Here is a 12,111-nt window from a genome sequence, read left to right as displayed (position 1 = left end):
GCCGATCTTCGGTGGCGGGGCGGCGCGGTGCGCTGGGTGGTCGGTTCGGCCCGGTCGGTGCGGCCCGGTCGGTGCGGCCCGGTCGGTGCGGCCCGGTCGGTGCGGCCCGGTCGGTGCGGCCCGGTCGGTGCGGCCCGGTCGGTCGGTGCGCGGGTCGGTCGGTGCGCGGGTCGGTCGGCGCGGGGCGGTGGCGTCAGCGGCGGTTGGCGGAGTTGCGCTTCTTGCGGAGCTTGCGGTCGTCACGCAGCTCGACGTACGGCTCATCGTCGACGGCGTGCCCGGCCGCGATGGCCCGGCTCCGCTCCAACTCGGCGTCGAACTCGGCACCCAGCAGGATCGCGATGTTGCTCAGCCAGAGCCAGACCAAGAAGACGATCACCCCGGCCAGTGCCCCGTACGTCTTGTTGTACGAGCCGAAGTTGCTCACGTAGAGGGCGAACAGACCGGAGATCACCAGCCAGATCACCACGGCCAGCACCCCACCCGGGCTGACCCAGCGGAACCCGCCGTGCCGGGCATTCGGCGACGCCCAGTAGAGGATCGCGAACATCAGGCTGACCAGGATCAGCAGCACCGGCCACTTGGCGATGTCCCACACCGTGACCGCTGTCGCGCCGAGGCCGACCACGTCCCCGACCGCCTCGGCGAGGCGGCCGGTGAAGACCACGATCACCGCGCTGACCAGCAACAGCACTCCGATCACCGCGGTCACGCCGAGGCGGATCGGCAGCGTCTTCCAGATCGGCCGACCCTCCGGCACGTCGTAGATCGTGTTCGAGGCGCGCATGAACGCCCCGATGTAGCCGGACGCGGACCAGAACGCGGCAAGCACACCGATGATCGCCGCGAGGCTGGCCAACCCGCCGTTTTCCTGGGCGGTGCCGATCGCACCGTTGATGATCTCCTGGATGCTGTCGTCGGGCACGGCCTGGTTGACGGTGTCCCGGACGCCGTCGGTGGCACTCTCGCCGAGCAGACCGAGGATCGAGATCAGCACCAGCAGGCCGGGGAAGATGGACAGCACCCCGTAGTAGGTGAGCGCCGCCGCCCAGTCGGTCAGGCTGTCGTCCTGGAATTCCCTTACGGTGCGCCGCAGCGCCGCCTGCCAGCCGCTGCCGGGCAGATCGGTGGGGCTGTCCGGCCCCGCGTCCGGGCCGACCGGCGCGCTGGCGTCGGTGCGCGCCCGGCCGGCGGCAGAGTCGTCCGAGGTCATCGCCTCTCCTCGTCGTCGGTGGTGTCACCTCCGACATGCCCCGTCGACGGGCGCCGGTAACCCCTACCGGTAGAGCAACCTGCTCATTCGGCGCGCGGCCACCCACAGGCCGACACTCATCATCGCCAGCAGGTAGAGCACGTCGAGCAGCCCGACCCAGCCACCGCCGCCAAGCGCGAGGGCGCGGATCAGGTGCACCGCCCGGTACAGCGGGGTGATCTCGACCAACCAGTGCAGCAGTGTCGGATAGGCCTGCGCCGGCACGAACGTGCCGGAGAAGAGGAAGAGGGTGAACTGCGCGGAGGCCAGCAGGTCGAAGTCCTGCCAACTGCGCATGAAGGTGGAGATCGCCATGCCGAGCGCCCCGAACGTGAACCCGACAAGCACCGCGGCCGGGAGGGCGGCAACCGCGCGGGCGACACTTGTCAGGTCAAACCCGACCATCACCGCGAGGAAGGCGGCTGAGTAGGCGCTGCCCCGCAGCATCGCCCAACTGAGCTCACCGGTGGCGATCTCGAACGGCCGGACCGGGGTGGCGATCATCCCGTCGTACAGCTTCAGGTACTTCAGCTTGCCGAAGAAGTTGAAGATGGTCTCCGAGAGCGCCCCGGTCATCGCCGATGAGGCGAGCATCGCCGGGGCCACGAACTCGGCGTACGACACCAGCCGCCCGTCGGGCAGCGGCAGGTCACCGACGAGCGTGCCGACGCCGACGCCGATGGAGAGCAGGTAGAGCAGCGGCTCGACGAAACCGGAGAGCAGCAGCAGCCAGTAGACCGACTTCAGCGCCGCGACGTTGCGCCCCACCACCGACGCCGATCGCCGCGACGCGGCCATGACGTCCACCAGTCGGGGCAGGATCAGCGTGAGCACGGCAGCCTCTCTGCTTGGTCGTCAGACGACGGGTTGGTTTTCAGACCACGAGCTTGCGACGGAACGCCCGCACCGCCAGCAACCAGCCGGCGACCGCCCAGGCCGCCAGGTAGAGCAGGTGCCCGACGATCGACCACTGCGGGGCAACGCCGAGCGTGGCCGCGCGGCACAGGTCCACGGCATGCCACAACGGCGTCGCGTACGCCAGCCAGCGCAGTGCGTCGGGCAACGACTCGACCGGAAAGAACACCCCGGCGAAGAGCGCCATCGGGATGACCGCGAACCGGAACAGCATCGCGAGCCAACTGTCGTGCGACACCGACGCCGTGTACGCGAAGGTCGGCGTGGCGACGGCCAGCCCGAGCAACGCCACCACCGGCAGGGTGGCCACCGCCCACGGCGACCGCAATGCGCCGAACAGCCCGGTGACCAGCAGGAACGCCGTAATGGTGGCGAGCGACCGGAACAGCACGAAGGCCAGGTGCCCGGCCACGATGTCGCCCACCCGCAGCGGCGCGGCGCTCTGCGCGTAGTAGGTCTTGACCCACTGGAAGTTGCTGAACACCGGCCAGGTCGATTCACCGATCGTCGCTTGCAGCGCGGTCGAGGCGATCAGCCCGGGGACCAGCCAGTCGAGGTATCGCACCCCGCCGACGCCCTGGTCGATATAGGCGCCGACACCAAGCCCGAACCCGAGGACGGTCAGCACCGGCAGCAGGAACGAGGAGAACACCCCGGCCCGCCAGGTGCGTCGAAGACCCACCAGGTAGTGCTCGAACACCGCCCACGCCGGCACCCATGGCAACCGCGTCGATCCCGCCACACTCACCCGACCACCCCCCACCACGACCCTGTCTACCCCCGGGGTACGACAAACCGTCGGTCACCCTACGACGACCCCGCCGACGTGTCGCCCGGGTTTCAGCGGGTTGATCGACTCGGCTTTCAGGAAGCCGCGGTGTCAGAGCCGCCCCGATGCCCCGACTTCCTGAAAGCCGAGTCGATCTGGACGGCGTGGCCGCCAGCTACCGGCCAACCGCGTCGGACTCGACGAATGCGCGCCACGCGTCCGGCGGGAAGACGAGCGCGGGGCCGGTCGGGTCCTTGGAGTCGCGGACAGCGACGAACCCAGGCAGGTTGCTGGCAACCTCCACACAGGCGCCGCCGCTGCCGTTGCTGCGGGTGCTCTTGCGCCAGCGGGCGCCGGTCAGCTCCATGTCTCCGCCACTTCCGTGATCAGGTCGAGGGACTGCTGCTGCGATAGTGCCTCACCCCGGATCGACTCCCACACCTCGACCATCTGCCGAACGTACTCGGACCGGTCGATCACCTGCCCGTGGCGCTGCCCGTCCAGGTAGACGACATCCTCGCCGGTGGCTGCGGTGGCGATCACGAAGGGACCATCGAGCCCAGCGTACGCACCGGCCGACAGCGGCACGACCTGGATTCGGACCCGGGGCAGGGCCGAGCCGAGCTTCACCAGGTGCCGCAACTGCTCGCGCATCACCTCCGGCCCGCCGACCCGGCGGCGCAGCGCGTACTCGTCGACGACCAGGCTGAGCAACGGTGGCCGGTTCCGGGTGAGCACGCCCTGCCGGTCGAGCCGGGCGGTCACCTGTTGCTCGACCTCGTCCGCCGCGAACAGCCCGGCCCCGGCCAGAATGGCGCGGGCGTAGCCCTCGGTCTGCACCAGGCCGGGCACGTAGAGCGGCTCGAACCACCGTAGTGCGGTGGTCTCCTGCTCGATGCCGGCCCAGTCGCGGAACCACGGCACCACCGCCTCCCGGCTGATCCGCCGCTGGATGCGCTCGAACCGACCGTCGGCTGAGAACACGGCGTCACATCGGCGGGCGAAGTCCAGACTCGGCCGGCGCTCGGATGTCTCCACCTTGGCCACCAGCGCGCCGGAATAGCTCAACGCCTCGGCCAGCGCCGTCTGTGACATCCCACTGGTGGCCCGGGCCAGCCGCAGCTCCTCGGCGAAGTGATCCAGCATTGACGAACTCTCCACGGACAACCCCCGTACATTCCCGTACCGCGCCGGGCCGATCGCCGTACGCGCTGGTCGTCGGCGTGCGGAACCTCCCACCGTAGTCGGATCGTCACCAGACTGTCACGCAGCGGAACCGCTCACGGGATCGGACGGCGGGCGGAACCAGGCCGGGAGCGCCCCGTGACCCCCGATCCGGGGCGCTCCCACCCAGCGATGGAGGATCCCGTGCGACTCACCTGGCCGGCTGATCACGGTGGCGGGCACTGATGCCCCGGTACCGCCCACACGTGGCGGCCCGGCCGTCCTGGCGCTGCCGGGTGTGCGGCGCGGCGTGGCCCTGCTCGCCGGCCCGCCTGGCGCTGCTCGGCGAGTACCGCGAGGATCGGATCGGCCTGCTCGTCTACCTCGCCGCGGTGCACCACGAGGCGGCCGGGGATCTCCCCGGGCACGACGGGCTGACCGACCGCTTCCTCACCTGGGCCAGAGCCCGCTGAACTGTGGTCGTCGGCGGCTCGGCAGGCCGTCGGGCCCCCGTGGTCAGTCGACCAGGGTGCGGCCGGTCAGGTGCAGGAAGACGTCCTCCAGGCCGCTGCGCCGGACCAGCACGTTCGCCGGTTGCAGCCCCAGCGCGGCGACCTCGGCGACCGCCTCGTCGCCGTCCGACACGTAGAGCAGCACCCGGTCGGGCAGCACCTCGACCCGCTCCCCCAGGCCGTCGAGCTTGCTGGCGAACGGCTCCTGCGACTCGGCGGTGAAGCGCAACTCGACAACCTCGCGGGTCGAGTGCTGCTCGATGAGCGCCCGGGGCGAGCCCTCCGCGACGATCCGCCCGCCGTCCATCACCACCAGCCGGTCGCAGAGCTGCTCGGCCTCGTCCATGTAGTGCGTGGTGAGCACCAGCGTGACGCCCTGCTGCTTGAGCCGGAACAGCCGCTCCCACACCAGGTGCCGGGCCTGCGGGTCGAGCCCGGTGGTCGGCTCGTCGAGCAGCACGATCTCCGGGTCGTTGACCAACGCACGGGCAATTGTCAGCCGCCGCTTCATGCCACCGGAGAGCGGCTCGACCTTGCTGTCGGCCCGCTCGGTGAGCTGGACGAAGTCGAGCAGCTCGGCGGCGCGCTCCCGGGCCGCCCGACGGGAGATGCCGAAGTAGCGGGCGTAGACGGTCAGGTTTTCCCGGACGGTCAGCTCCGGGTCGAGATTGTCCAGTTGGGGGCACACACCGAGGCGAGCGCGGATCGCCGGCCCGTCGCGCACCGGATCCATGTCGAGGATGCGCAGCTGGCCACCGCTGGGCGGGGAGGTGCAGCCGACCATCCGCATGGTGGACGACTTGCCCGCGCCGTTGGGCCCGAGGAAGCCGAACGCCTCACCCGAGCGCACCTCGACATCGATGCCGTCCACGGCGGTGAACTCGCCGAACCGCTTCACCAGCCCACGAGCCTGAATCAGTGGTCGCCCCGAAGTCACCGCCCGACCCTAACCGCCCGGTGCGACAACCCTCCACGCAAATACCCGCACCCGGCGAGACGCCGGCCGCCCCGCCCGAGCCCACCACAACGAAACGCCGATCGATGCCCCACAGCTCGCTCAATTGACGTGTATCGTCCCCTCGTGTCGCCCATCAGCACACCCGATGGTTCGTCTCCACCCGCCCGACCAGCCAACTCTCCCGCCGACGAGACCGCGGCGAGCCCCAGCGGTGGCCCACCCCGACCGCGATCGGGAGCAGAGCCGGCGCAGCGCGGGCCTGACGTCACCGAGCGGGCGACGCGGGATTTGGCCGCCCAGTTCGAGGACGAGAAGCCGGGCCGGGTGCTCTCCGGGCCGGCGGGTCTGCTCCTCACCGCTGCCGCGCTGGCGGTCGGCGCCCTCGCCCTGTGGCAGGTGTTCCGCCCCCTGTCGCAGGGCAGCAAGTATTACCTGATCATCTTCCTGGCCGGCGTACTCCCGTTGGTTTTCCTGGCCTACCCGGCCGGCCTGCGGCTGCCGACGTGGCGGCGTCGCACGGCCCCCGCCACCGAGGATGACAACCCGGCTCTGCCGGCTCCGGCGTCGACGCGACCCACAGTCATCGACTGGGTTCTGGTCGCCCTGGCGGTCGCCGCCTGCCTCTACCCCGTCCTGCCGATCCGGATCGGCGGCGGTGGCGGTGGCTACAACGCGTTCCTCGACCGGCAGGGCCTGCTGTCGCCGACGGATCTGGTGCTGGGCACCGTCCTGCTGCTCCTGCTGCTCGAAGCCTGTCGACGGACCACCGGTTGGATCCTGCCCGCGGTCTGCCTGCTCTTCCTCGGCTACGGCTACTACGGCGGGTTGCTGCCGCAGTCCTGGCCGGTCGCGCACGCCGGGCTGGACTTCGGTCAGCTGGTCGACGCGTTCTACAACTCCGACAGCGGCTTCTACGGCACGCCGCTCGACGTGGCCGCCTCGTACATCGTGCTGTTCACCATCTACGGCGCGGTGCTGGAACTGTCCGGGGCGGGGCGGTTCTTCGTCGAGTTGTCGGCTGCGGCGTTCCGGCGCTCGCGTACCGCCGCCGGCCGGACGGCGGTGGCCTCCGGCTTCCTGCTCGGCACCGTCTCCGGCTCCGGCGCGGCGACGACGGTGAGCATCGGCGCGGTCACCTGGCCGCTGCTGCGCCGCGCCGGCTACCCGCCGGAGCGGGCCGGCGGCATGCTGGCGGCGGCCGGCGTGGGCGCCATCCTCTCCCCGCCCACCCTGGGGGCGGCGGCGTTCATCATCGCCGAGTACCTGGGCGTCTCCTACCTACAGGTGTTGGGCTGGGCAACCGTACCGACGGTGCTCTACTACCTCGGCATTCTGCTCGCCGTGGAGATCGACGCTCGCCGCTCCGGCGTACGCCAGGTGGCGGTCGACGTCGGCTCGCCCTGGCGTCTGCTGGGCCGGTTCGGCTACCACTTCGCCTCGCTGATCGCCATCATCGCGTTCCTCGCGGCAGGAGTGTCCGCGACGAGGGCCGTGGTGTTCGCCACCGTCCTGGCCGTCGCGCTCTCCTTCCTGGACCGCGCGCACCGGCTCACCCCGGGCCGGCTGGTGACCGCGCTCGTCACCGGCGTACGCGGTGTCCTCGCCGTCACCGCCGTCTGCGCCGCCGCCGGCATCATCACGGCGACCACCACGAAGACCGGCCTGGGGCCGCAGGCGGCGGCGCTGCTGATCGGCGGCGCGCAGGCGGCCACCTCGGACCCGACGCTGGTGCTGGTGCTCACCGCGCTGCTCGCCGCCGTCGCGCTCAGCCTGCTGGGCCTGGCCGTGCCGGTCACCGCGTCGTTCGTGATCGGTTGGGTGATCGTCGGCCCGGCCCTGCTCGACCTGGGCGTCACCGCGCCGGCGGCGGCGATGTTCGTCTTCTACTTCGCGGTGCTGTCCGAGGTGTCCCCGCCGACCGCGCTCGCCGCGGTGGCCGCCGCCGCGGTCACCGGCGGCCGGCTGGTGCCCACCATGTGGCAGACCCTGCGGTACGCGCTGCCGGCGTACCTGACCCCGATCGCGTTCGTCATCACGCCGGCCGGGCTCGGCCTGCTCGGCATCGGTGGCGTCCAGCGGATCGCCTTCGCCGCAGTGGTCACCGCGCTCAGCGTGGCGGTGCTCGCCGTCGCCGCCGGTGGTTGGCTGCCCGGCGTGGGCCCGGCCGGTGCCCCGGAACGGGTGCTGGGCGTCCTCGCCGGCGTCACCCTGCTCTGGCTCGAACCCGTGCCGGTAACTGTCGGCGCGGCGCTCGCCGCCGTCGCGGTGGCGGGCGTCCTCGTCCGACGCGCATCCGCCGGCCGACCATCGTCCAACCCTGTGGAGGAGAAACTGTGAGACGAATCGACGTACGGCTCGCGGCGGGTCTCAGTGTGCTCGCCCTCGTCGCGGGTTGCGGAGGTCAGCAGGGCGGCGCGGCCACTGACGACGCGGCGCGTGAGGTCACCTGCGAGGTGACGAAGGAGACCCGCGTCGGCATCGCCACCGGCAACGCGACAGGCGTCTACTACGTGGTCGGCAACGCCCTGGCCGGGCAGTTGTCCGGGGCGACCGGCGGCAAACTCAGCGGCACCGCCGCCGAGACCGGCGCGTCGGTGCAGAACGTCGAACAACTGGTCGCCGGCCAGTACGACGTGGCGTTCTCGCTGTTCGACACGGCGGTCAACGCGGTGCAGGGCCAGGGCAGCTTCACCACGCCGCAGCCGGTGCAGGCGTTGGCCCGCATCTACGACAACTACACCCAGGTGGTGGTCCGCAACGACTCCGGCATCACCTCGGTGGCCGCCATGCGGGGCAAGCGGATCTCCACCGGCTCGCCCAAGTCCGGCACCGAGGTGATCGCCAACCGGCTGTTGGAGGCCGCCGGCCTCGACCCGGCCAAGGACATCCGCGCGCAGCGACTGGACCTGACCAAGACGGTCGAGGGGGTCAAGGACGGCAGCATCGACGGCTTCTTCTGGTCCGGTGGCCTGCCCACCGGAGGTCTCACCGACCTGTTCACCACTGCCGGCGACTCGGTGAGGTTCGTCGACCTCTCGTCGTTGCTGCCGAAGATGGCAGCGCTGAGCCCCGGCTACCAGGAGGGCACGATCGGGCGGGACGCGTACCGGACGGCTACCGACACCCCGACCATCGTCGTACCCAACGTGCTGTTGGTCCGCAAGGACCTGGACGCCAACGTCGCCTGCGCGATCACCCGGACGGTCTTCGACAAGCGCGACGCCCTCGCCCAGGCCAACCCGGCGGCCAAGGGGATCTCGCTGAAAACCGCCCGCCGGACCCTGCCGGTGCCGCTGCACCGAGGCGCGGAGAAGGCGCTCACCGATCTCGGCGCGAGCTGACCCGCCCGGTCAGACGTCGCCCGGCGCGGTGGCGGCGCGGGCCACACCGACCAGCCGGTCGGTCTCGGCGAGCAGTGCCTCGTCGTCCGCCGGAGTGCCGGGGTCGAGTCGGACAGTCCAGGTGAGACCGTCGACCCCGGCCACCCGCCGGGCCGCTACCCGCGCCGCGCCGCCGGGCACCGGCTGGTGCTCGGTGTACGCGACCGAACGGGTCACCCGCGCCCGCACCTGGTGCGGCAGCTCACCCGGGTCGAGCAGCAGGTAGGTCTCCGTCGGGCCATCGGCGACCACCGTGTAGCCGTCGCGTTCGACGACGGTCTCGGCGGGCGTGACGGCCAACTCCCGGCCCGACCAGACCGCCTTGAGGATGGTGTGCCAGCCGAGCCGGTGCCCCCGACCGGGCAGCCACAGCCCGAGGTTGCTGGCGACCACCACCCCGTCGCCCTCGCCGTTGCCGGCAGCCGCCCAGGCCAGCACCCGCTCGTCGGGGGCCAGCGGCGGCCGGTCGGCCGGTGGCAGCTTCGGCTTGCGGCTGAACAGTCCCATCTAGAGGCCTCCCGCAGCCTGCTCGCGCAGCGCCCGGGCGTGCTGCTCCAGGGACAGCAGCTCACCGAAGGCGGCGAAGTACTCGTCCTTGTTGTTGACCGGGTTGATCCGCTGGATGCGCGACTTGAGATCCCGGACGCGGGCGGTCACCGACCCGAACTGCACCCGCGCCATGGTGATCGACACGTAGCGCGGGTCCGGTTCGCCGTCGATGCGCAGCGGCTCCACCGCCAACTCGCCGACCAACGCCGCCGCGGCCAGATCGTCGCAGGCGTCCCGGACCGACTCGATCCACACCGCGCCACCGGTCGCCGAGGCGGCTCCCCCGGCCGCCGCGATGGCGGTCCGCACCGCGACGTGCACCGGGTGGCGGTATTCGGTCGACTCGACCGCGTCGAACATGGGCCCGGCCAGGACCGGCTGTTGGAGGGCGAGCTTCAGCGCCTCCCGTTCGACCATCGACTGCGGGCTGTCCACGGCCGGCTCGGGACGAGCCGGGGCGGGCCGGGTGGAGGCGGCGTCGCGGCTGCCCGGGCCGGTGTCGCGGGTGCCGGGTGGCGGGGTGTTGGCGGCGGCGAGCACCGCCCGCTGCACCGGCTCGATCTCCATCCCCAGGTCCATTGCGAGTTTGCGGACGTACTCCGGGCGCTTCTCCCGGTCCTTGAGTCGTGCGACGAGCGGCGCGGCGTGGCGCATGGCCTCGACCCGGCCGTCGACGGTGTCCAGGTCGAAGCGGCCGATCACGTGCCGCAGCGCGAAGTCGACGAGCGGCTCGCGGCGGGCGACCAGATCCCGCACCGCCAGGTCTCCCTTGGCCAGCCGCAGGTCGCACGGGTCCATGTTGTCCGGGCTGACCGCGATGAACGTGCGCCCGACGAACCGCTGATCGTCTTCGAAGGCGCGCAGCGCGGCCTTCTGGCCGGCGGCGTCACCGTCGAAGGTGAAGATGATCTCGCCGGCCACCTCGTCGCTGTCGAACAGCAGCCGCCGCAGGACGGAGATGTGGTCCGCGGCGAAGGCGGTGCCGCAGGTCGCCACCGCCGTGGTCACCCCGGCGAGGTGGCAGGCCATCACGTCGGTGTAACCCTCGACGATGACCGCCCGGCCCTGCTTGGCGATCTCCCGCTTGGCCTGGTCGATGCCGTAGAGCACGTGCGACTTCTTGTAGATCGGCGTCTCGGGGGTGTTCAGGTACTTCGGGCCGTCGTCGTCGTCGAAGAGCTTGCGTGCGCCGAAGCCGATCACGTCGCCCGCGAGGTCGCGGATCGGCCAGAGCAGCCGACGGCGGAACCTGTCGATCAGGGTGCCGGAGCGGGACTCCCGGGACAGCCCGGCGGTGACCAACTCCTGGTGGGTGAAACCCTGCTGGCGCAGGTGCTTGGTGAGCAGATCCCAGCCCTCCGGCGCGAAGCCGCAGCCGTAGCGCTCGGCGGCGGCCCGGTCGAAGCCCCGTTTGGCCAGGAACTCCCGGGCCGGCCGCGCCCCGGCCGTGCTCAGCTGCGCCCGGTAGAACTCGACAGCGGCGGCGTGCGCGGCGACCAGACGCTGCCGTTGCCCCTGCTGGGGGCGGGGGCGCGGGGTGCCCTTGTCGTCCTCGATGTAGCGCAGCTGGATGCCGGCGCGGCCGGCCAGCCGCTCCACGGACTCCACGAAACTGAGGTGGTCGGCGTCCATCAGGAACTTGATGGCGTCGCCGCCGGCCCCGCAGCCGAAGCAGTACCAGACGTTGCGGGCCGGGGAGACGTTGAACGACGGACTCTTCTCGTCGTGAAACGGGCACAGGCCCTTCAGGTTGCCGCCACCTGCGGACTTGAGGGTGACCGTCTCGGAGATCACATCCCCGATCGAGGTGCGTTCCCGGACCAGTGCGATGTCCTCGTCCCGGATCCGCCCAGCCATACGCCACCCCCTCGGCGTACATCCTGCCCTGCCGGACCGACGACACGCCGGCCGGGGGATGCCGGTGTGGCGGGCACCGCTGCCGGCTGGGCGGTTCCGGCCCGCGGGCCGGGCCTCGTGCGATCAGGCCAGGCCGGCGCAGGCCGTCTGGATGGCGGCGCTGAGGCCCGTGTCGCCGCAGTCGGTGGCTGCCGAGGTACGCGCCACGACCTGCCAGCCCTTGGCATCCTGGTGCAGGAACACCTGGCCGTCGGGAATCTCCCCCTGCGGGGCGACAGCCATCAGCCGGGCGTAGCCGTTGCGGCAGGAGAACACCGCCACGTCCTGCACAGTCTGCCCGCTCAGGGCCGCTCTGGTGGTCGCGAGCAGGACCTCCGGGCGGCAGGACGGGGTGTCGGTGACGTGTTGGTCGTCGAGCCGGATCGGCTTGGCGGTGGTCGGGGCCGGGTCGACCGCCCGACCGGCTCCCGCACCGGGCCGGGCCGGGGCGGAAGCCGGTGGCGCGGGGACGCTGGAGGTAGGGGCGGTCGCCGGCGATCCGGAAACGGTCGGCTCCGGCGCGGCGACCGGCCCGTTCGAGGTCGGCGTGGGAGCACTGGCCGCGCCGCCGGTGCGCTCCTCGTGCGCGCATCCGGCCACCGTTAGGGCCAGCGCCACCGCCACCACCAGGTACGCGCCACTGCGTCGGATCGTCATGATCGTTTCTCCCTCGCGTCGGACTGCCGTCCGGGGCGATGCCCGGTGCTGGTCCGACG

The 12,111-nt window shown here is 71.6% G+C and carries 11 protein-coding genes and 1 pseudogene; 3 read left to right on the top strand and 9 right to left on the bottom strand.

Annotated features, from left to right (window positions below):
• Positions 1-193: 193 nt before the first annotated feature.
• The 5 genes from AB0B86_RS12300 to AB0B86_RS12280 all read right to left on the bottom strand — a co-directional run bounded on the left by AB0B86_RS12300 (position 194) and on the right by AB0B86_RS12280 (position 4,082).
• Entirely contained in the window at positions 194-1,213 is a 1,020-nt protein-coding gene (locus AB0B86_RS12300) for a YihY/virulence factor BrkB family protein (RefSeq protein ID WP_357410699.1), read from the bottom strand.
• Positions 1,214-1,276: 63 nt separating this feature from the next.
• A complete protein-coding gene (locus AB0B86_RS12295; protein WP_357410697.1) occupies positions 1,277-2,086 on the bottom strand; it encodes an ABC transporter permease in 810 nt (269 codons plus the stop codon).
• A gap of 40 nt (positions 2,087-2,126) precedes the next feature.
• Positions 2,127-2,915 (bottom strand): ABC transporter permease, encoded by a 789-nt coding sequence (locus tag AB0B86_RS12290; protein ID WP_357410695.1) that lies wholly within the window; start codon positions 2,913-2,915, stop codon positions 2,127-2,129.
• A gap of 196 nt (positions 2,916-3,111) precedes the next feature.
• Positions 3,112-3,303, bottom strand: a complete 192-nt coding sequence (locus AB0B86_RS12285) for a DUF397 domain-containing protein (RefSeq protein ID WP_357410693.1) — start codon at positions 3,301-3,303, stop codon at positions 3,112-3,114.
• On the bottom strand, positions 3,294-4,082 hold the full coding sequence (locus tag AB0B86_RS12280) for a helix-turn-helix transcriptional regulator (protein WP_357417770.1): 789 nt from the start codon (positions 4,080-4,082) through the stop codon (positions 3,294-3,296). The genes AB0B86_RS12285 and AB0B86_RS12280 overlap by 10 nt, the downstream gene beginning before the upstream one ends.
• A gap of 263 nt (positions 4,083-4,345) precedes the next feature.
• Here AB0B86_RS12280 and AB0B86_RS12275 point away from each other — a divergent pair, with 263 nt between their 5' ends.
• Positions 4,346-4,573, top strand: coding sequence for a flavin reductase (locus AB0B86_RS12275; RefSeq protein ID WP_357410689.1), 228 nt, complete (start codon positions 4,346-4,348; stop codon positions 4,571-4,573).
• 43 nt (positions 4,574-4,616) lie between these two features.
• Here AB0B86_RS12275 and AB0B86_RS12270 read toward each other — a convergent pair whose 3' ends face one another.
• Entirely contained in the window at positions 4,617-5,549 is a 933-nt protein-coding gene (locus AB0B86_RS12270; RefSeq protein WP_357410687.1) for an ABC transporter ATP-binding protein, read from the bottom strand.
• A gap of 144 nt (positions 5,550-5,693) precedes the next feature.
• Here AB0B86_RS12270 and AB0B86_RS12265 point away from each other — a divergent pair, with 144 nt between their 5' ends.
• The gene (locus AB0B86_RS12265; protein ID WP_357410685.1) at positions 5,694-7,907 is read left to right on the top strand and encodes a TRAP transporter fused permease subunit; all 2,214 of its coding nucleotides are present in this window, start codon (positions 5,694-5,696) and stop codon (positions 7,905-7,907) included.
• Positions 7,904-8,911: a TAXI family TRAP transporter solute-binding subunit gene (locus AB0B86_RS12260; RefSeq protein ID WP_357410683.1), complete on the top strand. Its 1,008-nt coding sequence runs from the start codon at positions 7,904-7,906 to the stop codon at positions 8,909-8,911. The genes AB0B86_RS12265 and AB0B86_RS12260 overlap by 4 nt, the downstream gene beginning before the upstream one ends.
• Before the next feature lie 9 nt (positions 8,912-8,920).
• Here AB0B86_RS12260 and AB0B86_RS12255 read toward each other — a convergent pair whose 3' ends face one another.
• From AB0B86_RS12255 to AB0B86_RS12245, 3 genes and pseudogenes are all read right to left on the bottom strand, one after another.
• A complete protein-coding gene (locus AB0B86_RS12255) occupies positions 8,921-9,457 on the bottom strand; it encodes a hypothetical protein (protein WP_357417767.1) in 537 nt (178 codons plus the stop codon).
• Positions 9,458-11,378, bottom strand: a pseudogene (dnaG, locus tag AB0B86_RS12250) (DNA primase).
• Between the two features lie 101 nt (positions 11,379-11,479).
• Positions 11,480-12,052: a hypothetical protein gene (locus AB0B86_RS12245; protein WP_357417765.1), complete on the bottom strand. Its 573-nt coding sequence runs from the start codon at positions 12,050-12,052 to the stop codon at positions 11,480-11,482.
• Positions 12,053-12,111 lie beyond the last annotated feature (59 nt).

Source organism: Micromonospora sp. NPDC049047 (assembly GCF_040649135.1).
GTDB lineage: Bacteria > Actinomycetota > Actinomycetes > Mycobacteriales > Micromonosporaceae > Micromonospora.
The sequence above is the reverse complement of the archived record's forward strand: the minus strand, read 5'-3'. Positions and strand labels throughout refer to the sequence as shown.